Raw genomic sequence first — 23999 nt, forward strand, 5'->3', positions numbered from 1 at the left:
ATTCTCGATACCCATCGAGAAATGCACTCTTCAAAGGGAGTTGGCCTGTGCTAACCAGAATCCTCTCCGGACTCCTGCTCGCATTCGCATCGCTCACTGCGTATCAGGTCGCGGCACAGGTGCCCGACGTTCGCATCAGCGAAATCCACTACGACAACACCGGTACCGACAGCGGCGAAGCGATCGAGATCTCCGGTCCCGCCGGTACCGACGTCACTGGCTGGCAAGTCGTTCTCTATAACGGCAACGGCGGAGTGACGTACGACACGCGCGCGCTGAGCGGTCCGATCTCCGCAACGTGCAACTCGCGCGGCGTGGTCGTCCTCAACTACGCGACCAACGGCATTCAGAACGGTGGTACGGGAGCGACCGATACGAGTTCGCCGGACGCGGTCGCACTCGTCGATGCGACGGGCGCGGTCGTCGAGTTCCTTTCTTATGAAGGCGTCATCGCCGCGACCAATGGACCTGCAACAGGGTTGGTCTCCACCGACATCGGCGTTCGCGAGCTCGGCACCGAGCCCGTCGGACTCTCGCTCTCCCGCAATGCTTCCGGTGTGTGGGCCGGTCCCGCAGCGTCCACCTTCGGCGCGTGCAACGACGATGGCACCGTTGAACCGCCCGCCGAAGTTGCCACCGTCAGTGTTGCGCCGGTCAGCGGTTCGGTGATCGTTGGCGCGACGTTCGCGTTTACCGCGACCGCGCTCGATGCTGAAGGCGGCGTTGTTCCCGGAACGACATTCACGTGGGTCACCTCGGATGCCACCGTCGCGACTGTCTCGGCGACCGGCGTCGCGACTGGCGTGGTCCAAGGCTCGGTCACGATCACTGCGACTGCCCCCAACGGCATTGCTGGCACGGCAGCGCTGCAAGTGAATCCGCCGCCGACCGGCACATCCGACATCCGGATCAACGAGATTCACTACGACAACGTCGGCACTGACGCCGGCGAATCAATCGAGATCGAAGGCCCGGCGGGCGCAAGCATCGCGGGTTACAGCATCGTGCTCTACAACGGCAACGGCGGCGCTTCCTACAACACGACGACATTGAGCGGGGCGCTTCCGGCAACTTGCGATGATCGCGGCGTCTTCGTCGTGACGTATCCGCAGGACGGCTTGCAGAACGGCAGCCCCGACGGCATCGCGCTGGTTGACGCAACGGGCGCAGTCGTCGAGTTCCTTTCCTACGAAGGCGCCTTCCCGGCGACGAACGGCCCCGCGGCCGGCATGACGTCGACCGACATCGTCGCAAGTCAGACCAATGCGCCGATCGGTCAGTCGCTGCAGCGAAATGCCGCGAACCAGTGGCAGCCCGCAGCCTCGACGTTCGGTGCGTGCATCGGCAATGGCGGTCCGCCTCCCGGCAACACGATCAGTTTTTCCGGACGTAATCCCGGCGATCCCGCGCTGCCAGTGGGCTTCGAGGATCAGCTCTTTGCAACAGTGCGCGATGGCAACAACGTCGTTGTGCCGACGACGATCACCTGGACTTCGGAGACACCGGCGATTGCGAGCGTCGATGCGCGTGGCGTGATGAGGGCGTTGGCGGAAGGGACCGCGATCGTTCGCGCAACGGCAGCGGATGGCGTGACGACTGCAACGTACTCGCTGCCTGCTCGCGTCGCGGTTGCAGGGACGACTGCTGAATACGCTGGTAACGCAGAGTTCGGCGAACCGCAGGACGGCGACCCGAGTGACGACTTCATCGTGCGCTATCCGCAGTACACGGCGTCGTACAACCCGAATCGCGGTACCCCGAACTGGGTGAGCTACGATCTCGATGCGACGCACTTCGGCGCGGAAGATCGTTGCGATTGCTTCACTTCGGACCCGGCACTGCCGTCCTCCTTCACTCGTCTCAGCACCGCGGACTACACAGACTCCGGTGCCTTCCACGGCTACGGCATCGATCGCGGTCACATGGCGCGATCGTTCGATCGGACGACCGGCAGCCTCGACAACGCGGTGACCTACTACTTCACCAACATCGTGCCGCAGGCTGCGGATCAGAATCAGGGACCGTGGGCGATTCTCGAGAACGAACTCGGTGACTTCGCGCGATTCCAGGATCGTGAGGTCTACATCATCGCGGGCGTCGCGGGAAATCGCGGCACGCTGAAGAACGAAGGCCGCGTGGTGATTCCAGAGCGGACGTGGAAGGTTGCGGTGATCATGCCGCGCAATCAGGGTCTCGCGGATGTCGTCGATTACCGCGATGTGCAGGTGATCGCAGTGAACATGCCGAACGAACCCGGCATTCGCAACACTCCGTGGCAGACGTATCAGACCACGGTCGATGCGATCGAACTGCTCACGGGCTACGACCTGCTCGCGCTGCTCCCGGATGACGTCGAGATCGCCGTCGAGAGCAACACGCAGCCGCCGATCGGGAACGTTGCCGGGCCCTCGACATCTTCCGAGGGCGATGCAATTGCATTCACTGCGGCCGGTTCGCTCGACCCCAACGGCAGCATCGTGAGCTATGAGTGGAGCTTCGGCGACGGCGTGACGGCGAGCGGCTCGGATGTCACGCATACGTTCGCTCAGAGCGGGTCATACACGGTCAGCGTGCTGCTCACCGATAACGATGGCCTGACGACGACGGTTTCCGCATCCATCACGGTGAACAACATTGCGCCGACCGTGAATGACTTTGCCGGCGCGACGCTGGTGGCGGGCGAGACTTACAGCGTCAATGGCTCATTCACCGATCCGGGCGCGGATTCGTGGACGGCGACCATCGATTGGGGTGACGGAAGCCCGTCGCTGCAGACACAGCTTGCGGCGCGGACGTTCAGCGGTTCGCATGTGTATTCGACCGCGGGTGTTTATACGGTGACGGTAACGATCTCGGACGGTGAGGGTTCATCGTCACGCACGCAGACGGTGACAGTGACCGAGCAAGTACCGTCGCAGCTCACGGCGGCTAAGGCGCTGATCGATGAGCTTGTCGCTGCAGGCAAGATCGCGAACGCCGCCGGAGCTTCTCTCAAGGCGCAACTGACGCTGGCCGAACGCCTGCTGGCGAACGGCAACACGAAGCTCGCCGTCGTGACGTTGCGTGCGGTGCTCGTGCAGATCGATGTGCTCGTCCTGCTCACGCCGCTGCAGGCGTCGGATGTAACGGCGCTGAAGGCGGCGATCAGGCAAGTGATTTCGGCAGCGGGGTGACTTGGCTAATATCGTCACTCCCGCGAACGCGGGAGTCCATCCGGTGAGGCCGAATGGATTCCCGCTTTCGCGGGAATGACGTGCCTTTACCCCAGCAGCTCCTTCACCGCCCGATGCGCCTGCTCGATCGCCGCATCGGTATACGCCGCCATCGCCGAATCCGAGTTCGCAATCGCAATGCGGCCGAACCGCTTTCGCCCCGCGATATTGGGCAATCGATCGGGCGGCGTGTCGCCATCGACCAGGCAGTTGTACTCCGGTGCGTAGCCATGCGGCCAGCGATTGACGGCAATGCCTTCGATATCGCGCGCCGGATCGAATCCGCCGGCTGACAACGCACGCCCGAGCTGGTCGCGAATATTTCGTTCAAACGTTTCGAACGGCGTAGCCAACAACTCGGCGCGACCCGCCCTGTGCTGCTCACGCTCGGGCAGTCCGTACTGCGCCGGCGTCCGTACCATCCGGATGAGGATGGGTTCATCGGGCGTCGTCACCGTCCTATAGCCGCCGATCTCGACCGCTTCGTTCAGTTCGATGCTGGAGAAGTAGCCGCCGGGCGAGTCGATGCGGTGGACGCCGAGCTTGTGAAAGGCACGCCAGTTGCGAAGCGCGACGCTCGCATAGACCAGCGGTGTCTTGATCAGCTGATGGAGTGCCGCCTTCTGCGCTGCCGGCAGTTCCGGGCACAGATACGGAATCATCATGTTCCAGCACGCGAGCACGCAGTGGCTCGCTCGTGCCTTGAGGAGCTTGCCGTCGCGCGAATAGAGCGCCGCAACGCCGTTTCCTTCGTTGCGAACTCGCAGTGCCGTGCTGTTCAGGCGAATGCGGGTCCGGTTGTCCGGGCGGTCGAGCTTCGAGTAGTCCGCCGTTGCAGTAACGATGTCACGCGCATCGCGCCCGGCGATCGAGCCCGGAATCAATCTGCGAACGAGCAGCCGCGCGATCGACGCGTTGCCGTCCGGATAGTGAAAGGTGCCGGAGCCGCCGGTGTCGGCGAAGCCCGAGGGCGTGAAGCCCATTCGACGAGTCGATCCGGATTCGAGGTCGAGTCCCTGAAAGCCCGGATACCATGTGCCCCAGCAGTCGAGCGCGGAGATCGCGTCGATGCCGCAGCCCCACCACCCGTCCGTCGCATGCAGGTAGTAGGGCAGAACACCGGGGTCTGCCTTCACGATATCGAGCAGGTAGCGCTCGTAGGACATGCGCGACAGACGATCTTTCTTCTGCGCGGATGTCAGTCCAGGGAAATAGTCCTGCTCGCCATGTTCGATCCGCAGGATGTCGCGGCGTACTGCTTCGCTCAGGGGCGCTTGCGCAAGATAGGCGGCGGTTGCGGCACGATCCTCGCCCTTGCGGGCGACGAGTCGATCCGTGCCGAAAGTTTCGCGGTCGAAGAAGACGCCGGGATGCAGGCCGAGCGAGTCGTAGAAGTCGCCCTTCGTGCAACCCTCATCCAGGGCCTTCGCGTCGACACCCAATGTTCTCATCAGGTCAGCGGCGACAGCTCCGTAGGGACGCGGACTCTCGATCATCAACGTGCCGCCGTTCATCAGGTGCGTGCGGCCATTGACGCGGAATTCGTTGCGCTTCGCGTGGCCGCCGAAGTCGTCGTGATTGTCGAGCACGAGGACACGCGCGCCGCGCGGTGCGTTGGCGTGAAAGTAGTGCGCTGCCGCGAGACCGCTGATGCCGGCACCGACGACGATGAGATCGTAAGTCTCGCGTGTGTCGATCGCTGTGGTTTCGTCCACTCGCGACGTGTCGCGTAACAGGTGTGCGGACTCGAACGATCCCGGGTGACTGCCGCGCAATCCCATCCGCGCCGGAGGGTAGTAGCCAGCGCGATCCTGTTCCGAAAGCGACTCGGTTGCAGCGAGGAGCTCAGGCGAGAGACCGCCTGCGAGCCAGCCGCCAACACCAATCGCAGCGCCTTGCAGGAAATCGCGTCGCGCAATCACGCGATGCATGCCCAAGGTCTTGTCGGAGCGCTCTGGCATCGTCGTCTTCAGAAAGTTGCGCGCACAGTCAACGAGTAGCTGAGTGGTGGACCGTACGTATTGTAGGTGTTGGTGCCGCCCAGCCGCGCGTAGTACACCTCATCGAGCAGATTCTGCACATTCAGATTGATCGACGCATGTTCGTTGACGCGATAGCCGATGAGCGCGTTGACGACCGCGTAGCCAGGCTGCGCACGGCGCGGATCGACCGAGACTTCGCTTTGGGCATTGAAGCCCAGGCCGATCGTCAGCCCCGCGGCTCGATGCTCGTTGAATCGGCGAAGCGCCCAGAAGCGCCACGCGTGCTTCGGTTCGAGAAGATCGAACGGCCTGCCTTGCTGCGATGGTGAGGCTGTCACGTACTCATTGTCGAGTCGCGTGTATCCGGCCTGGAGCTCGAATCCTGCCCCGGGGCTGCCGGAAATCTCGACCTCCCATCCCTTCGACTCCACTTCGCCCGCATTCGTGAAGAAGCCGGGGTTCGCCGGATCCGCCATGGATCGATTGTTGTCGAGAAGACGAAAAGCGGCGGCCGACGCGCTCAGTCCGCCGTTGAAGAAATCCCCTTTGAGCCCCACCTCATACTGACCGCCCACGCGCGGCTTCAGTGAACTGCCGTCCGCGGTCCGCTGGGTGGATTGGGGAACGAAGATATCCGCGTAACTCGCGTACGCCGAGAGTTGCCGATTGATGTCGTAGACGACGCCGGCGTACGGCGTGATCTCGTTGCGCACGCGATTTCCCTGGCGCCAGTCACTGGCGACGGCCGGCGGAATGTTGCGCGAGCGAACGTCGAAGCTGCTCATGCGCAATCCGGTTGCCAGTGTCAGGTCGTCGGTGAGGCTGAAGCGGCCGAGCGCGTAGACGCCGCTTTGTCGCGTTTCTGTCAGGCCGCCCTCGTCGTAGGGCAGATCGAAATCGGGTACCAGGTCAGGTCGACCGAATGGAACTCTGATTTCCTCGCTGGGGCTCGTAAGCGAGATGCCACCGTACCGCGTATCGAGATTGTCCACGTTGTAGCCGATCGTGAGCGCGTGATCGCGCCCGAAGAGTTGCAGTGGACCGGAGAAGAAAAGATCGAGCGCCCCTCTCTCGTATTCGTAGTCGTATTCGCGCCGAACGTAAGGCAGCGTGTAGTCGCTGGCCCTTACGCCGTCGTACGCAAATCCATCGTGAAAGAACTGCGATTGGGTTCGGTAAGAGCCGACGAGCTTCATCGTCCAGTCGCTGCCGAGGCGCTGTGTGACTCCCAACGTATAGTCGTCGATCTCCCAGCGGTGCTGGTTCCAGTCTGGCGCCGAGTGTGTCGACCGCGGGACGTCCAGAAGCTCTCCCGTCGCCATCGCCGGCAGCCCAATGTAAGGCGCGGTTGTCCGCGAGTGCTGCGACGTGAGCGATGCGCTAAGTGTGGTTGCCGCGGTCACGTCCCAATCGACGGTCGCATAGCCAACCGCCCGGCTGGCATGCATTACATCCACGAACTCATCTCGTTCCTGGTGCGCACCTACCAGGCGTCCACGGACGCTGTGATTCGCATTGAGCGGCCCGGTCACATCAAGCGTCGCGCGATAGCTCTCCCAGCTGCCCGCGCTCATGCTCGCGTCAGCGGCGAATTCGTCGCGGCCGCGTTTCCTGACGAGATTCAGAACACCGCCGGGATCGCTCGATCCCTGCAGCACACCCCCGGGGCCGCGCAGTACCTCCAGGCGCTCATAGATCGCGAGGTCGAGCTGCTGATAGCCGGACAGGGAGTTGTAGGCGGGGATTCCGTCGTTCATGAGCGCCAGCGGATAGCCGCGTGACTTGTACTGGCTCTGCGACGAATCGTTCGGGATCACCGTGATGCCAGGGACGTTCGCCAGCGCATCCGCCACCGTCGTGAGTCCCTGATCTTCGATGCGCTGCTGCGTCACGATGCTGATCGAGTTCGGGATCTCACGCAGGCTCACCGGGACCTTGCCGCCGACCGTCGCCTTGGTGAGGTAGCGTGTGCCTTCGACGGTGACCTCATCGAGAATCGTCCCCGCGCCGCGGCGCGCGCTGTCATCGGCAGCGTCGGCTGGGCACGCAGCTCCCCTTGCGAGCAGCATCATCCAGACAAAAGAGTGTCCCGGCCTCACGTCCGCAATCCGCTCACCCAACGTCGAGGATGCCGCGCTTCACCGCGATCATGACTGCGTGCGTACGATCGGTTGCGCCCAGCTTCGGCAGAATGCTCTTCATGTGAGCTTTCACAGTGCCTTCCGAGATCGAGAGCTCGACCGCAATCAGCTTGTTCGAGTTGCCCGCGGCGACCAGTTGCAGCACCTGGATCTCGCGCTCGGTGAGAGCATCGTCAGCAGCATGCTCGGCGATCTCACTCGCGATCTCAGGCGGAATGCGTCGCTTGCCTGCGTGCACCGCCCGGATGGTGTCGAGCAGATCCTTGCGCAGCATGCTCTTCAGGAGATAACCAGCCGCACCGGCTTTCAACGCACCTAGTGCGTTGACGTCGCCCTTGTATGTCGTCAGCACTACGATGCGGGCTGCGGGAAATTCACGGCGGATATGTTCGATCGCTTCGATGCCGCTCATGTCCGGCATGCGCAGGTCCATCAACGTGACATCCGGCCGCAGGCGTCGAAAGCCATCGATGGCCTCCGCGCCGTTCGTCGCTTCGCCGACGAGCAGCATGTCCGATTCGCCTTCGATCACGGAGGCGAGGCCTTCGCGAAGCATCGGATGATCATCGACCGCCATCACGCGGATCGGTTGGGTCTGCATCGTTCAGCTCTCCTTCGTACTTTCCAGATCGCGGGTGTCGGCGGCAGCCCGGTGATCGGGGATCGGGAACCAGCGGCTGTGCCGGACGGGCGTGCGATACGCCAGCCCCGCGGGGACCCGCAATTCGACTTCGGTGCCGGCGCCGACGCGGCTCCAGATGTTCATGTGGGCACGCATTTTCTTCGCGCGCTCGCGCATTCCGAGCAGGCCCCAGTGCCCATCGCGTCCGCCCGCGCGAAGGATGAGCGGATCGATGCCGTTGCCATCGTCGCGAATCACGACTCGCAGCGCGGCGCGATCATAGAAGACATCGACCTCGATCCCGTTTGCCTTCGCGTGTCGTGCTGCGTTCGTGAGCGCTTCGCGGGCGACGAGGAAGGCTTCCTCGCGAACGATCGGGTGAAGATCGCGCGGGGCGCCATGCGCGGCTACGCGGACCTGGGTGCGGGCGTCGATCAGCAGATCCCGGCCCGTTGCCGCGATGTCCTGGGCGAGATCGCCCGAACCGCCGTTGAACGATCGCAGATCCTTCACCCGGTCCCGGCTCTCGATCATCACGTCGTCGGCGCGTTCGAGGACCTTCTCCATCATCGCACGCGAAGGCTCCTGGGCAGGGATGCGCGCTGCGACCGATTGGAACCGCAGGATCAGTCCCTGCAGCCCCTGCAGCAGCGTGTCGTGCAGTTCGCGGGCGATCCGCTCGCGTTCGAGCATGCGTTCCTCGAGTCGCGCGCGCAGCCGCGCATTCGCACTTCGCACTTGAATGCGGGTCAGAACGAGCAGCAGAACCACGAACGCCAGCACGCACAGTCCGCGGAACCACCACGTCTGGTAGAACTTGGGAAGAATCACGAAATGAATCGTGGCGCCGACTTCGTTCCAGACGTGATCTTCGTTCGCTGCCTGCAACTGGAATCGATAGTGGCCGGGGCCGAGGTTCGTGTATTCGGCGCGTCGTTCGCCACTCGTGAGGCGCCAGTCTTTGCTCAACCCGTCGAGCCGGTAGCGGAAGAGGACGCGTTCCGGGACGGTCATGCTCCAGGCTGCGTACCGGATCTGGACATCCGTCGTGCCCGGGGGCAGCTCCATTCCCTGCACGGGATGACGGTATGTGTCGTCGTAGGAGACCGTCTTGATCGTCAACAGCGGCGCAAGGGGGTTGGGTACGATTCGCAGCGGGTCGATCCAGCTGATGCCATTGCCGGTCGCAATCCACAGCCGGTCGTCCGTGCCGCGAATCAATGCGGGGCGCCGGTCCTGAGGCGAGCCGTTCAACCCGTCGAATGCGCTGTACGTCTTGCACGTCACCTGCGCATCGCCCGAGCCGCCTCTGTACTGCGACCAGCTGTCGATGCGTGAAATGCCGGTGCTGCGAAAAACCCACAGATCGTCGCCGACGGCCGCCATGCCGGCGATGCCTACGAAGGGCTGGCAGGTGATGGGCACGAGCTTGCGAAACTTCGTGCCATCGAAGTGCATCAATGCTTTCTCGCCGGCAACCCAGAGATCGGTACCTTTCGCATGCAGCACTGTCGAGGTGCCTGTCGCGAGTCCGTCAGCCGCAGTGAAGAGTTGCACCCGATCGCCGGTGATTCGCGCGAGCCGATCGTCGCGATAGCCGAACCAGAGATCGCCGCGATCATCGGCAACTGCGGCAAGCGCAGGCTCGCTGGGTAAATTTGCCGGCAGTCCTTCAAGCCAGTGCCCGTCCTTGAAGCGGAACATGCCCTTGCCGTCGACGGAGATCCAGAGCACGCCGCCGCGATCCGCTGTCATCGCGTTCACGTCGTGACCGGCGGCTTCGTCAGGCAGAGGCGTGGGATGCAGGCGGCCGTCGAGGAGTCGGGCGATGCCGGTGGGACCACCGAACCAGATCGCGCCCTGTGCGGTGCGCGTTCCCGCGGTGAACGATGATGCGTGGATCTGCGATCGCTGTCCGTCCGTGTCGATCTGCAGCAGCGCGCCTCGGCTGCTCGAGACCCAGATCTGGCCCGCATCGCCGGCAATCAGTGTCTTTTCGGTGCCTTCGAGCACGGGCAACGGCAGCTTCACGACGTTGCCGCGGTTCAGGGCATCGATGCCGCTGGTCGTGCCCGCCCAGACAATCCCTTCGCGATCTTCGAACAGTCCGCCCGTCAGATGACCACTCAGGCCCTGCGGCTGGTCGAATTCCTGGACTGGCAGATCGCCCGCTATGCTGCCGTCCGTGGGCAGCACCACTCTTTGCAACCTGTCACCCGTCATCCAGAGCGTGCCGTCGCGATCGATGAGCAGGGAATCGATCTGGCGATTCGCGAAGAGTCGTCGCGGCTTGATGTCCCGACGCAGCGGATCGAACAGCACGACGCCATGATCCTGCTCGCTCAACCAGAGCATGCCGTCCGGTGCTTGCGCCATGCCGCGGGCGCTGCCCGGATATTCGCGTTCGAAGGCCAGCGCGAAATCGGACTCGCCATGCGCACGCGCAAACACCGCATTTGCCGTCACTGCCCATACCGTTCCCTCGCGCGAGACGAACACCCGGAGAACCGGTGCGCCATTTCCCAATGGGACCTGTTGCCAACGCGTGCCATCGAAGCGGGCGAGTCCGCCGTCAGTGGCTGCCCAGATAGCCCGATCGTGGTCTTGCGCAAGAGTGTGAACGCAGCCTTCCGGCAATCCTTCGTTCGCCGTGAAGTTGGTGAGATGCCCATCTTTGATGAGCGATGCGCCGCCCGACTTGTAGCCAACCCACAGTCTGCCGCCCGAGGCAGCGAGCAGCGCGGCGATCTTGGTGCTCGGGAGGTTCTGGCCTTCGACCGCCCTCAGTGGATCGAATCGATTGCCGTCGAACGCTGACAGTCCGTCGCGGCCGCCCAGCCAGAATGTGCCATCGCTCATCTGCGCGAAGCTCTCGACGCCGGTGGGCGCGAGGTCTCTCTGATCCCAGGTTCGGTGATTGAACTGCGTGAGCGTGAGATCGCGATCGAGCGCGCCCGCCGGCACGCACGACAGCATTCCCAACGCGAACAGCAGGATGGTTCTCAGGCGAGACTCCAAGGACAAAAGCCAGCTAGCCAGGGTCCGAGCAGCAGGCGGGCGACACTCTCGACCTTTTCGGGCTGGCCGGCAGCTGGCTAGCATGCTAACGGCTTCTCACGGCCGCTCTGTCCGCCATGAGATCAGTCCTGGTACTACCCGAAAGTGGGATTCGATAGTAGCTGGCGGAGGGTTGGGCCGCTCGGCTTCCACGGCTAGCCTGATGGTGTGCAGAGACTGTTCTCAATGTTTCCGGACGGTGCACCGGGCTGGGCGCTGGTGATCTTGCGCGTGACTGTCGCGGCCAACCTGCTGGTGAGCGCATGGAGTCTGCGCGGCCAGGGTGCGTTCCCCTGGGTGCTCGCCCTGGTGGCGATACTGGCGGGATTGCTCACCGCTGGATTGCTGACCCCGATAGCGGCGCCATTGACCGCCGGGGGCCAGGCGTTTCATCTGCTGGCGCTGGGATTCAGCTTTTCCCCGATTCTCGCGGTGGCGACGGCAACTGCGCTGGCGATGCTCGGGCCCGGGTACTACTCGATCGACGCCCTGCTGTTCGCCCGGCGGACGGTGGTGTTGCCGAATGGGGGGGACTGAGACTTCTTCTTCTGGTGCGGATCCGTGTCGTATAACGTGCTGCGAACCCGCCACAGCGTCGCATCCATGAATCGACTTCCCTTCGTCCTGGTTTGCGTTCTCTTCTCTGGTTGCGCGCAACACCGCCCCGCCGAGTCACCGCCATCGCAAGGGGCCGTGCCGACCGAAGTGCAGGGCTGGCTCACGCGCGCCCGCAACGTGACGATCATTCGCGACGACTGGGGTATTCCGCACGTGAAGGGAAGGACCGATGCGGACGCGGTCTTCGGTCTCATGTATGCGCAGGCCGAGGATGACTTCAATCGCATCGAGACGAATTTCCTGCTCTCACAGGGAAGGCTGGCGGAAGCGCAGGGCGAGGCAGAGATCTGGCGCGATCTGCGCATGAAGCTCTTCATCGATCCGCGGGACATGCGCGCGAAGTACGAGTCGAGCCCGGACTGGCTCAAGCAGCTGATGATGGCGTGGGCCGACGGATTGAATTTCTATCTGCACACGCATCCGCGCGTGAAGCCGCGCGTCATTACTCGCTTCGAGCCGTGGATGGCGCTGACGTTCAGCGAAGGCAGCATCGGTGGCGACATCGAGCGTATTTCGCTCAAGGAGCTGGAGTCGTTCTACGACGGCAAGCCGATCGCATCGACAGCTGCCGTGACAGGTCTGCTGGAGCTGGAGCCGTCCGGATCGAACGGTTTCGCGATCTCACCCTCGCGCTCGAAGTCGAATCGTGCGCTGCTGTGGATCAATCCGCATACGTCGTTCTTTTTCCGGGCCGAGGCGCAGGCGACGAGCGATGAAGGGCTGAATGTCTACGGCGCGCTGACCTGGGGACAGTTCTTCGTCTACCAGGGCTTCAACGAGAGCGCGGGCTGGATGCATACGTCGAGCGGCGTCGACAACGTCGATGAATTTCTGGAGACGGTCGTCCAGCGCGACGGTCGGTACTTCTATCGCTACGGCGACGAGGAACGTCCCCTCGACGTCAGCACGATCGTCGTCCCTTACCGGACGGCGAACGGAACGCGCGAGCGCAAGTTCACCGTGTTCCGCACGCATCGCGGACCGATCGTCCGGGCTGCTGGGGGCAAGTGGGTCAGTGTCCGGTTGATGGAAGAGCCCGTGAAGGCGCTGACTCAGTCGTATCAACGTACGAAGGCGAAGAATCTCGACGAGTTCATGCAGGTCATGCGGCTGCACGCGAACTCCTCGAACAACACGGTGTTTGCCGATTCGCAGGGAAACATCGCGTACCTGCATGCGAACTTCATTCCGCGCCGCAATCCGGAATTCGACTGGACGCAGCCTGTGGACGGCAGCGATCCCGCAACCGAATGGCAGGGCGTGCACACGGTCGAAGAAGCGCCGAACGTCATCAATCCGCCGAACGGCTGGCTGTACAACACCAACAATCCGCCGTGGACCGCGGCTGATGCGCACAGTCCGCGGCAACAGGATTATCCGGCGTATGTTGATGTGAGTCCGCAGAACCCACGAGGCGTTCACGCGCTTCGGGTGCTGAAGGTGCAGGACCGCTTCGATCCGAAGTCGCTCACTGCCGCTGCTTTCGATTCGCAACTGCCGGCGTTCGAGCCGCTGTTGCCAATGCTGCTGGATGCTTACGTATCTCTCCCGAAGACCGATGCGCGCAAGCAGAAGCTCGCGCAGCCCATTGAGACGCTCCGCGGTTGGGATCATCGGTGGAGCGCGGAATCGGTCGCGACCTCGCTTGCGGTGCTCTGGGGCGAAGAGCTGTGGACGCGATCGATCGAAGATGCGGCTCGCGCGAAGGTGCCGATGTACGAATACATCGAGAAGCGAGTGAGCGCCGCACAGCGGCTCGACGCGTTGAACGCCGTGATCGACAAGCTCTCGACCGACTTCGGGCGCTGGAACGTGCCCTGGGGCGAGGTCAATCGCTTCCAGCGATTGACCGGAGATATCGAGCAACCGTTCAGCGACGACGGGCCGAGCATTCCCGTGCCGTTCACGTCGGCCCGATGGGGATCACTCGCGACGTTCGGCGCCCGCTCCTACAAGGAGTCAAAGAAGATCTACGGAACGACCGGCAACAGTTTCCTGGCCGTCGTCGAGTTCGGCGACAAGGTCAGTGCGCGGGCAATCACAGCAGGCGGGCAGAGCGGCGATCCGTCATCGCCGCACTTCAACGATCAGGCGCTTCGCTATTCGCTCGGCGATCTGCGCGAGGTGTATTTCTACCCTGAACAGCTCGCGCGCCACACCGAGCGGACCTACCGTCCTGGAGAGCTGCGCGTCAGCCCCGGGACGGATTGATCAGGAATTTCTCGCCCGTGCCGAACTTCGCATACGCCGCCATCGTCGCGGGATCGAGCGCTTCGCGCAGAGAGATTTCCTTCGTGTAGCGGCTCGCGAACGTCGTTCTGAGCTCGGCGACCACACGCTCGCGAAGTTTCTGCGTTTCGGCCGGACCGATCTTCTGCAGGAAAGGCGTGAGCAGCCAGCCGCCGAGGCCCCAGGCCATGCCGAAGTTGCGTGTCAGTTCCGTGGGGCCGCGATCCAGCATGCCGTAGATGTACACCTGCTTGTGCGTCGGCGAACCGTAGCGGCTGTATTCCTTCATCTTCGCCACCGCGGCGGCTTCCATGCAGCTCAAGATCTGGCCGGCAAGCTTGCCGCCGCCGATCGCGTCGAACGCCAGTGTCGCGCCGGTTTCGATCAGGGCCTTGGTCAGATCCTCCATGAAGCTCGGCGCGGACGAGTTGCACACGTACTTCGCCCCGAGCGAACGCAGCAGCGCTTCCTGGTCCGGCTTGCGGACGATGTTGACGAGATTCACCCCGTCCTTGAGGCAGATGCGATTGAGCATCTGACCCAGATTCGATGCAGCAGCGGTGTGGACGAGCGCGGTGTGTCCTTCGCGACGCATCGTTTCGACCATGCCGAGCGCGGTCAGCGGATTGACGAAGCATGACGCGCCTTCGGCGGGCTTCGTTCCTTCCGGCAGCACCATGCACTGCCTGATGTTCAGGGTGCGATACTGCGAGTACATCGCGCCGCCGAGAACAGCGACTGTCTTGCCGATCAACGCTTGAGCGGCGGGTGACGATCCGGCAGCGACGACGACACCAGCGCCTTCGTTGCCGACCGGCATCGATTCGTCGAGGCGCCCGGTCATCGCACGCAGCAATTTCTCGGGAACGGTTGCAGTGATGGCAGGTTCAGCAGGCGTGCCCGCCACTTTCGCGGTGCTCATGTCCGCGACGCCGAACAGCAGGCCGAGATCCGAGGGATTGAGCGGTGACGCCTCGATGCGCACGACCACCTCCTCGGCGCCCGGTGCCGGCGTCGGAATCCGCGGCAACGAAATCCGCAATTCGCCGCCCTTGGTGATCAACGAACGAAGCTGCAATCCGGTCTGCCAGTCGGTGCTCATTGGGGTTCCTGCCTTGAGTGTCGAAGGCGGCCAGTATAGTCGCCGGCAACGAGCCGCGATTCACCGGTTCGCCCAAGCCATATCCGGCGGCGATTCGGTATGCTTGGGTCGGTTACCGGTGCTGCTTCGAGAAGGGGGTGTCGTATGCCTTGGTGGGCCTGGCTCGTGGTCGGTATCGGATTGCTGAGCGTCGAAATGTTCGTGATCGACGCGCAGTTCTATCTCGTCTTCCTGGGCGCCTCCGCGACCCTCGTCGGATTGCTCGGTCTGGCCGGCATCACGACCCCTGAATGGGCGCAATGGCTCATTTTTTCCCTGCTTTCCATCGTCACGATGGTGACGTTCCGCCGCCGGCTCTATGACCTGGTCAAGGCCCGCAGCGGCCACGTGGAAGAGCGCCTGACGATCGGCGATCGCGTGCTGGTGCCCGTGAGGCTCGAGCCCGGGCAGAGCTGCCGCGTCGATTATCGCGGCTCCTCATGGACGGCTCGCAACGTCGACCTGCAGGCAATCGAGGCGGGGCGCGAGGCGGCGATCGCGCAGATCGATGGTCTCACTCTGCAGGTTCGCGCGGCCTAGACGCGACAACAGGAATCAACGGGCGAAAAGCGGGAGAAGCAATGGAAACAATGTACGTCGTGTTCGTGATCGCGGTACTGGCGATCGTCGTGCTGGCCAAGACAGCGCGTGTCGTGCCGCAACAAAGCGCGTATGTCGTCGAGAACCTCGGCCGGTACAGTCGCACGCTGGGGGCGGGGTTCCACATTCTCATCCCGTTCGTCGAACGCATCGCTTACAAGCACAACCTGAAGGAAGAGGCGATCGACATTCCCGAGCAGATCTGCATCACGAAGGACAACGTGCAGGTCGGCGTCGACGGCGTGCTCTACATGCAGGTGCTCGATGCATCGAAAGCCTCGTACGGCATCACCAACTATCGTTTCGCGATCACGCAGCTCGCCCAGACGACGCTGCGCAGCGAGATCGGCAAGATCGACCTCGACCGCACGTTCGAAGCGCGCGGCACGATCAATGCGAATGTCGTCACCGAGCTGGATCACGCCTCCGCGAGCTGGGGTGTGAAAGTGCTTCGCTACGAGATCAAGAACATCACGCCGCCGAAGGACGTGCTGCATGCGATGGAAAAGCAGATGCGCGCCGAGCGCGAGAAGCGAGCCGTTGTGCTGACGTCGGAAGGCGAACGCGATGCCAAGATCAATCAGGCAGAGGGCGAGAAGCAGCGCGTCATCAAGGAATCGGAAGCCAACAAGCAGCAGCAGATCAACGAAGCGCAGGGTCAGGCAGAAGCAATTCTCGCTGTCGCGACTGCCACGGCGGAAGGCTTGCGTCGCGTCGGCCAGGCCCTGAGCGGCCAGGGCGGCATCGAAGCCATGCAGCTGCGCGTCGCCGAGGAATACGTGAAGCAGTTCGGCCGACTCGCGGACGAAGCGTCCAGCACGCTGATCGTGCCGGCGACGCTCAGCGACATCTCGTCGATGATCGCGATGGCGACGAGCGTGGTGAAACAGCAGACGAAAGCCGGCTGATCCGCCATCCCCGCAAAAGCGGGGATCCATCCGGTCGGAGATTCTTGCTGTGGGTCCAGCTCTAGCCGGACGTCACGCGAAGCACGTCTTTCGGCGTACGTCCGACTGAAGTCGGACCCGCAGCCTGCGGCCGGACGAGGCCTTCCGTCATTCCCGCGCACGCGGGAATCCATCTGGGATGGACACCCGCTTTCGCGGGTGTGACGAACCCTCTGGCTCACCGCTCGCCGCTACCGGCTCATCGCTACCATCTCATCGCGTTGCCCGCAGCAATCTGCTGACTACTCTCTCCAGTTGCGCGGGCGTCCCGCATTCCTCCACCTGGTGACAGTACGGTGCCAGGAATCGCATCTCCGAATCGCCGGTGTTCCACATCGACCGCGGTTCCGGGTTCAGCCAGATCAGTCGGCGGCAGCGATCGTAGACTTCCTTGAGAATGTCACCGCGGGCGTCCGCGTTGTTGTTGCGGGCATCACCGAGGACGATGACTGTCGAACGCTTGTCGATGTCGTCGAGGCACAGGCGACGCAAGTCGCTGAAGGCCTGTGCGTAGTCGGTCGATCCGCCGCCATACTGTTTCAATGTCAGCGCAATGGCTTCTTCGGCGTCGTGCTGCCCGAACAGCTCCGAGACTTCGCCCAGGTCGGAGGAGAACGCGAAGGAGCGGACCTTGGGCAGAACCTCATCGAGGCTGTACAGGAACATCAGCATGAAGCCTGCGTAGCTTGCGACGGAGCCGCTGACGTCGCAGATCGCGAAGACCTTGGGGCGATCCACCTTCTGCGACCGCCAGTGCAGATCGAAGATCGCATCGTCGTACTTCATGTTCCGTCGCAGCGTGCGCGGAACGTGGAGTTGGCCGCGGCGGAACACTTTGCGGCGGCGCGAATAGGCCGAGACGAGCCGCCGGGCCATGCGTCGTACGAGTTCCTGCACGGCCTTGTGATGCGTGGCGTCGATGCGGCCAATTCTCATGTTTCGAAGCAGGTCGCCGCGCAAACGCTTGCCGGTTACGTCAGCGTTCAGCAGGAACTGGCGTTCGACGTAGTCGCGAACCTGTTCGCGCAACCATGCGCGCCGCCGGCCGAGCTCCTGTCCGAGGCGACGCGACGGAACTTCGGCGTTCCCGTTGAGCTGGTCGATCTCCTGCTGCAGCGCCTGCTGTCCCATCGCGTCGAGGATGCGCCACGCGTAGAGGCCTTTCTGTGTGAAGACCTCGATCTGCTGCACGTTGACGCGAGCGCCGGCGGCGTTGATGGCGATGTCGATCTCGATCTGATTGCCGCGCATCAATAGCTGTCCGAGCGCGGATTGCGCGCCGGCCATCTCGCCCGCGCTCGTTTCGGCGGCGGAAGCTTCGTCTCGAGTCGACGTCGATTGCCCCTGGTTCTGCGGAGCGCCGCTGCCGCCTTCGCCGCTTCCCTGACCGCCCTGCTGTCCGAAATCCGCGGGCTCGCTCTGCGATGAGGAAGCGTCGGGTGCGATCGGCGTCGCCTTGCGATAGGCGAAGAACTGATCGAAGGTCGCGTCGAAGATCGCCTTCTCGGGGACGGTCTTCGGCAGCACAAGACTAAGGCTGCTCTTCAGCAGGCTGCGGTCGGCATAGCCCACAAGCTCCACAGTGCTTAGTGCGTCGAGCGTCTCAGCGGTAGAGATGCGCACGTCCGCATTGCGCAGGGCCCGGATGAAGCTGGAGAGGAGAAGATCCATGGGAAAGCTACGAGCGGTGAGCGATGAGCAGTGAGCCGGCAAGGAGCCGCGGCACCTCTCGTCCGATCTGGCTCGCCGCTCGCAGCTCGTCGCTCACAGCCTGGCCTTCGTCGCCTTGTCGGTCAGAGTTCTCAATTCCCCCTGCACGCTGTCGATGTCCTCCTGGAATTTCAGGATGACGTTCAGCGTGTTGCGGACCAGCTCGGGATCGAGCCGATCAGCGTGCAGCAGCAACAGCGTGCGAGCCCAGTCGATCGTCTCGCTGATCGACGGGACTTTCTTCAGGTCGAGGTCGCGCAGTTCGTGAATGAAGTTCACGAGCTGTGTCTGCAGCTGCAGCGGAATTTCGGGAACGCGCGCATGAATGATGCGTTGCTCGAGCTCGATGTCCGGGAATGGGATGTACAGGTGCAGGCAGCGGCGCTTCAGTGCATCCGAGATCTCGCGCGTGTTGTTGCTGGTGAGGAATACCAGCGGCGGTTCGCGCGTCGCCTTGACGGTGCCGATCTCGGGAATCGAGACCTGGTAGTCGGACAGGATCTCGAGCAGCAGGGATTCGAACTCGTGATCGGACTTGTCGACTTCGTCGATCAGCAGGACGCAACCGTTCTCCTGCCGCAGCGCCTTGAGCAACGGTCGCGCTTCCAGGAATTCCTCGGAGAAGAAGATGTCGCCGAACTCGTGGAGACGGCGAACCGATTCGGCGAACCCCCGCGCGCCTTGCAGGACTTCATCGAGCGTCTGCTTCAGGACCTGCGTGTACAGCAGTTGCTTGCCGTACTTCCATTCGTACAGCGCTTTCGCTTCATCGAGGCCTTCGTAGCATTGCAGCCGGATCAAAGGCAGGTCGAACATGTCCGCCGTCGTCTTCGCCAGCTCCGTCTTGCCGACTCCGGGCGGGCCTTCGATGAGTACGGGTTTGCGCAAGTGATATGCGAGATACACCGCGGTCGCGATCTGCTCGGAACAGATATAGCGATGCGCTTCGAGCGCCTGGCGCAGCGAGGTGACTGAGGAAGCAATCTGCGGGATGTCGGCCATGAGAGAGGGCGCGGGGCTCGGGGCGTGGGCTTGGCGAGAAGCTTAGCACCGCCGCGCGGGCGCAGCTTCGTCACTCCGGCGCAGGCGGGAGTCCATCCGAATAGCGGTCCCCAGGTGGATCCCGCGTGCGCGGGATGACGGAAAGGCCTAAACCGCCGTTTGCGGCGTCAGCAATTTCCGATACGCAGACTCGACGGCGTGACGAAAGTCAGGATTGCCGGCAATCGACGGCGCGAACACCTTGTCGAGCGCGAGAAACAGTCCGACATCGTGAGCCGGATCGTTGTTGCAAGCGCGGCCGAGGTCCGATAGCTGCGCAGCGTCCGGATCCACGATCGGCACGCTGCTTTTAGACTGCCTCACGACGAATCTCATCCAGGCCGCGATCGGTACCGCCAGTCGTTGCACCGAACGACCTGTTGCCAATGTGTCCGCGATCGTACCGAGCAAACGAACCGGCAGTTTCTTGGATCCGTCCCATGCGATCTGCGACAACAGGTGCCGGATGCCTGGATTGCGGAATCGATCCAGCACGGCATCGATATAGCCATTCACGTCGAGACCCGAATCCCTGTCGAGCGTGACGGCGATGTCCTCGCGCATCATCGCTTCGACGAACGAAACCAGCGGCTGATCCTGCATCGCATCGCCGACAGTTTCGAGTCCGCGGAGGGAACCGACATAGGCGAGCGTCGAATGTGCACCGTTCAGCAGGCGCAGCTTGGCGCGCTCGAACAGTGAGACATCCTTTGCCAGCGTCACTCCCACGCGGCGCCAGTCGTCCAGATTCATGCCGGGAAGCTCTTCGATCACCCACTGAACGAAGACTTCGCGTTGAATGGGCCACGCGTCATCGACGCCGGTAGCGGTAGCAACGCGCTGACGCAGGGCATCGTCGGTTGCGGGAGTGATGCTGTCGACCATCGTGCGTGGGAAAGCGACTCCGCTTTCGATCGACGCAGCGAGGCTCGCATCGATGCGACGGGCGAAGGCGAGCACCGCGTTGCGCAGCGCGTGGCCATTGTTCGCCAGGTTGTCGCAGCTGATGACGACGAAGGGCGAAACGCCAGCGGCTCGTCGCAAGCGCAGTGCTTCAGTCAGCAACCCCACGACGCTGCGAGGCGTCCGCGGCGACTGCAGGTCGTGCACGATGTCCGGATGCGATTCGTCCAGGATGCCGGCGCCGTTGAGGCAATAGCCCTTCTCGGTGACTGTCATCGTCACGACGCGTGTTTCCTGCGCGGCGAGCCGCGCGAAGACACGCGGATATTCTTCGGAGGCGACGAGCAGCTCGCGAATCGCACCAATCACTCGCAGGTTCGATGCGACGCTGAGTTCGTTCAGCACATACAAACCGTCTTGCGGCCCAAGCGCATCGCGCACACCCGAGCTCTTCAAGGCAATTGCGGAGATCGCCCAGCCAGGATCGAGCTGAAGCAGGGAATCAATGTACGAGGCCTGGTGGGCGCGGAAGAAGGCGCCGGGACCGATGTGGACGAGTCCGATCGATGTCCTGTTGCGATCGTACGCAGGAAGCGCCGCGCCGCGAACGGACGACAGCGTTGCATTGCCCAAGCGAGGATTCATGGCAGTCGGCTCCGCGACATGACGCGGCGCGGGCCGCTGATGAAGAACGCCGGACCGCAGCCGGAGCGAACGCGATCAGCAGTAGCCGGCGTCGACCCAGTAGCTGTGACCGGTGCAGAGGCGGGCGTCGTCAGAGGCAAGGAACAGCACCATGGCGGCGACGTCCACCGGTTCGACGCGGGCCTTGAGGCATTGTTGCGCAAAGATCTTCGCTTCCTCTTCCGGCGTGTGCCACAGCGCCATCTGTCGAGGCGTGCGCACTGCGCCGGGAATAACGCAGTTGACGCGCACATTGTAACCACCGAAATCGCGTGCGAGTGCGCGCGTCATACCCTCGATGCCGGCCTTTGCTGTTTCATAGAGCGCCAGGTCCGGCAGGCCCAGGTGCCAGGAAACGGAGCCCAGGTTGATGATCGAACCGCCGCCGGCGCGACGCATTCCTGGCACGACGGACTGGATCGCGAAGAAGAAGTGACGCAGGTTCACCGCCATCCGGTTGTCCCAGTAGGCGGGTGTGACTTCGAGCGTCTTGTGACGATCGTCGTTCGCGGCGTTGTTGATCAGCGCCGCGACGGGACCGCCCTTGGATTCGATGCTGGCGAACGTAGCCTTCAGCGCCTCGAGATCGGTCAGGTCGCAATGGAGGAACTGCGCAGCGCCTCCCGATTGCTCGACGACCTGCTGCGCGCCCTGCTTGTCGATATCGACGAAGAAGACGCGCGCGCGCTGACGCGCGAAGCCGGCGACGATGTCGGCACCGATGCCGGAGCCGCCGCCCGTGACGATCACGGACTTGCCGGCGAGGGAGGGATAGATCGCGTGTGACATGTGCTTGAAGGTCCGTGTCAGTTCATCGGGGCCCGGCCAGCAGGCCGCGGCGGGCGAGGTTGTCCATCAACTCGCCGATACCGACGGTCCATGGCGGGGCCTGGTCACAGGTCGTGACTTTGTTTTCCAGTACGCCCAGTTTTTCCGCGGAAACGCGCACCAGGTCGCCCGCGTGATGAGTGAAGCCGAGTCCCTTCGCTCCGCGATCGACGATCGGTGCGAACATCGTGCCGAGGAACAGCGCGAAACCGTCGGGATAGCGGTGATGGCGACCGATGGTCTGTCCCGCGAGATCTTCGGGATCCCGGCTGATCTGGGACATCGAGCTGCTGCCTTCCAGCTTGAAGCCGTCTTCGCCCGTGATCTCGAGACGCACGACCGTGCGGCGAACATCGTCGAGAGAGAACGTGCCGTCGAACATGCGGATGAACGGGCCGATGGCGCATGACGCGTTGTTGTCCTTCGCCTTGCCGAGGAGCAATGCGCTGCGCCCTTCGATGTCGCGAAGATTCACGTCGTTGCCGAGCGTCGCGCCGACGATCCGGCCTTCGCGATCGCACGCGAGCACGACTTCGGGTTCGGGATTGTTCCAGGCCGAGTCCGAGCGCACGCCGACCCAGTCGCCCCAGCCCACCGATGAGAGGGGCGGGCTCTTCGTGAAGACTTCGGCGTCCGGACCGATCGCGACTTCGAGGTACTGCGACCACAGGCCGTCGGCGATGAGTGCCTGCTTGAGCCGCGATGCAGCGTCCGAACCCGGCTTGACCGAGCGGATGTCGGTCCCGATTCGATCGCGCAGGCTGGCGCGCAATTCCTCGGCGCGAGCAGCGTCGCCGCGTGCGCGCTCCTCAATCACGCGCTCGATCGCGGAGACGGCAAACGTGACGCCCGCGGCCTTGATGCACTGGAGATCGAACGGGGAGAGCACTCTCCAGCACGAAGCGGCTCCAAAAGCCGGCTGCAGAGGAAGTTCTTCGAGCGCGCCAAGGTCGCGTCCCTCGGGGATGCGGCCGCTCCACGCATTCAACAACTGCGAAACCGTCGGTGCCGTCTTGCTGACATCGCGTACCCGACCGTCAGTCACAACGACCGGTGTCGGACCGTCATCCGTCTGGATGCGCCCGATCAGAGTCGCGCTGCGCCAATCGGCGGGAAGATAGGGAATCACAGACTGAGGGCCCCTGAGTTAGTGCCGGAAGGGTAGTGATACCGCTATCAGGATTCAAGGGGACAGTGCTGAAGCCGCATGTTCGCTGGTGCGAATTCACGCGATCAGGGACGAGCGCTACTTGCTTGCGGGCGGGGCGACGGAGTCGCGTTTGATGAGCTGATGCGCAACGACATGGTCGACGACGACCCGCGTATCGGTGTCCTTGCGGCGGATGCTGCGCAGCAGCAGCTCGATGGAAGATTCGCCCATCGAAGCAATGGGTTGGCGGATCGTCGTGAGCTCAGGCCAGACAGTGGTCGCCGTTGGTGTGTCATCGAAGCCCACGACGGAAAGATCGCGCGGCACGTCCAGACCGCGCCGGTGCGCCACGGAAATGGCCGCTGCCGCCATGTCATCGTTGCTGGCGAAAATCGCGGTAGGCGGTCTCGCACGCGCGAGCAGCTTCTCCGTGGCTTCGAGACCGGATCGATATGTGAAATAGCCTTGCTGGACCAGCGCGGCATCGACGGAAATGCCGGCCTCCTGCATGACGGACTGGAATCCCTCGTAGCGGCGCGAGCTGGCCGTCTGGTTGGGATGGCCCTTGATGAAGGCGATACGACGATGTCCATGCTCGAGCAGGTGCTGGGTCATCTCCTGCGCGGCCCGGAAATCATCGATCCGCACGCAGGAAAGATCGGGCTGGAAGCGGCCCGAAGCGACTGCGACAACGGGCACGCCGGCAGCAACGAATTCCGCCGAGACCGCCTTCGATTCGCACAAAGGAGGCGGCAGGATGACGCCTACGACGTTGCTTGCGAGCCGACGTGCCGCGGCGCGCTCGTTCGAGGGATCGATGTTCGCCCAGGTGTCGAGTACCAGGTGCGACGCTGTTCGTGCGGCGCCTTCCAGCGCGCCAACGAGCAGTTCGCTGAGGTAGGCGGCGCTGGGATTCGTGTAGACGAGCCCGATACGCGTGCCTTGCGCCGCCGCGAGCAGGCGGGCGGCTGGATTGGGGGTGTAATTGAGTTCCTTGACGGCCCGCATCACCAGTTCGCGCGTCGCTTCGCGAACGTTGCTGTTACCGTTCATCACGCGCGAGACGGTCATCGGCGAGACGCCGGCGGCGCGGGCCACCTCGTGGATCGTGACCGCATCTCCCTTGCGCCGGAC

16 protein-coding genes are annotated in these 23999 nt (G+C 63.3%); 5 read left to right on the forward strand and 11 right to left on the reverse strand.

Annotation, left to right across the window (positions count from 1 at the left end):
• Window positions 1–47 precede the first annotated feature (47 nt).
• Window positions 48–3173 carry a DNA/RNA non-specific endonuclease gene (locus tag HNQ60_RS17515; protein WP_184334063.1) on the forward strand — a complete coding sequence of 1042 codons (3126 nt, stop codon included), beginning with the start codon at window positions 48–50 and terminating at the stop codon, window positions 3171–3173.
• Window positions 3174–3259: 86 nt separating this feature from the next.
• Here HNQ60_RS17515 and HNQ60_RS17520 read toward each other — a convergent pair whose 3' ends face one another.
• From HNQ60_RS17520 to HNQ60_RS17535, 4 genes are read right to left on the reverse strand one after another with little or no spacing between them, the layout of a single operon-like run.
• On the reverse strand, window positions 3260–5173 hold the full coding sequence (locus HNQ60_RS17520) for an NAD(P)/FAD-dependent oxidoreductase (protein ID WP_184334064.1): 1914 nt from the start codon (window positions 5171–5173) through the stop codon (window positions 3260–3262).
• An 8-nt stretch (window positions 5174–5181) separates the two neighbouring features.
• A complete protein-coding gene (locus tag HNQ60_RS17525) occupies window positions 5182–7293 on the reverse strand; it encodes a TonB-dependent siderophore receptor (protein WP_184334065.1) in 2112 nt (703 codons plus the stop codon).
• 13 nt (window positions 7294–7306) lie between these two features.
• Complete coding sequence (locus tag HNQ60_RS17530; RefSeq protein WP_184334066.1) at window positions 7307–7936, reverse strand: response regulator; 630 nt, start codon at window positions 7934–7936, stop codon at window positions 7307–7309.
• A gap of 3 nt (window positions 7937–7939) precedes the next feature.
• Window positions 7940–10975 (reverse strand): sensor histidine kinase, encoded by a 3036-nt coding sequence (locus HNQ60_RS17535; RefSeq protein WP_184334067.1) that lies wholly within the window; start codon window positions 10973–10975, stop codon window positions 7940–7942.
• Window positions 10976–11200: 225 nt separating this feature from the next.
• Between HNQ60_RS17535 and HNQ60_RS17540 the strand changes: the two genes are divergently transcribed.
• Window positions 11201–11551, forward strand: a complete 351-nt coding sequence (locus HNQ60_RS17540) for a hypothetical protein (RefSeq protein WP_221304257.1) — start codon at window positions 11201–11203, stop codon at window positions 11549–11551.
• Between the two features lie 66 nt (window positions 11552–11617).
• On the forward strand, window positions 11618–13843 hold the full coding sequence (locus HNQ60_RS17545) for an acylase (protein WP_184334069.1): 2226 nt from the start codon (window positions 11618–11620) through the stop codon (window positions 13841–13843).
• Here HNQ60_RS17545 and HNQ60_RS17550 read toward each other — a convergent pair.
• A complete protein-coding gene (locus tag HNQ60_RS17550) occupies window positions 13824–14963 on the reverse strand; it encodes a zinc-binding dehydrogenase (protein WP_184334070.1) in 1140 nt (379 codons plus the stop codon). The genes HNQ60_RS17545 and HNQ60_RS17550 overlap by 20 nt on opposite strands.
• A gap of 144 nt (window positions 14964–15107) precedes the next feature.
• Between HNQ60_RS17550 and HNQ60_RS17555 the strand changes: the two genes are divergently transcribed.
• The gene (locus HNQ60_RS17555) at window positions 15108–15542 is read left to right on the forward strand and encodes an NfeD family protein (protein ID WP_184334071.1); all 435 of its coding nucleotides are present in this window, start codon (window positions 15108–15110) and stop codon (window positions 15540–15542) included.
• Between the two features lie 41 nt (window positions 15543–15583).
• Window positions 15584–16510: an SPFH domain-containing protein gene (locus HNQ60_RS17560; protein WP_184334072.1), complete on the forward strand. Its 927-nt coding sequence runs from the start codon at window positions 15584–15586 to the stop codon at window positions 16508–16510.
• Window positions 16511–16762: 252 nt separating this feature from the next.
• Here HNQ60_RS17560 and HNQ60_RS17565 read toward each other — a convergent pair whose 3' ends face one another.
• The 6 genes from HNQ60_RS17565 to HNQ60_RS17590 all read right to left on the reverse strand — a co-directional run bounded on the left by HNQ60_RS17565 (window position 16763) and on the right by HNQ60_RS17590 (window position 23936).
• On the reverse strand, window positions 16763–18220 hold the full coding sequence (locus tag HNQ60_RS17565; protein WP_184334073.1) for a VWA domain-containing protein: 1458 nt from the start codon (window positions 18218–18220) through the stop codon (window positions 16763–16765).
• A 93-nt stretch (window positions 18221–18313) separates the two neighbouring features.
• A complete protein-coding gene (locus HNQ60_RS17570; protein WP_184334074.1) occupies window positions 18314–19261 on the reverse strand; it encodes an AAA family ATPase in 948 nt (315 codons plus the stop codon).
• Between the two features lie 147 nt (window positions 19262–19408).
• Complete coding sequence (locus HNQ60_RS17575) at window positions 19409–20848, reverse strand: mannitol dehydrogenase family protein (RefSeq protein WP_184334075.1); 1440 nt, start codon at window positions 20846–20848, stop codon at window positions 19409–19411.
• A gap of 75 nt (window positions 20849–20923) precedes the next feature.
• Window positions 20924–21676: an SDR family NAD(P)-dependent oxidoreductase gene (locus HNQ60_RS17580; protein ID WP_184334076.1), complete on the reverse strand. Its 753-nt coding sequence runs from the start codon at window positions 21674–21676 to the stop codon at window positions 20924–20926.
• A gap of 22 nt (window positions 21677–21698) precedes the next feature.
• On the reverse strand, window positions 21699–22844 hold the full coding sequence (locus HNQ60_RS17585) for a fumarylacetoacetate hydrolase family protein (RefSeq protein ID WP_184334077.1): 1146 nt from the start codon (window positions 22842–22844) through the stop codon (window positions 21699–21701).
• A gap of 117 nt (window positions 22845–22961) precedes the next feature.
• Window positions 22962–23936, reverse strand: a complete 975-nt coding sequence (locus HNQ60_RS17590; RefSeq protein WP_246433694.1) for a LacI family DNA-binding transcriptional regulator — start codon at window positions 23934–23936, stop codon at window positions 22962–22964.
• Between the last annotated feature and the right edge of the window lie 63 nt (window positions 23937–23999).

The organism is Povalibacter uvarum, assembly GCF_014202975.1.
In the GTDB taxonomy this organism is placed as follows: Bacteria; Pseudomonadota; Gammaproteobacteria; order Steroidobacterales; family Steroidobacteraceae; genus Steroidobacter; species Steroidobacter uvarum.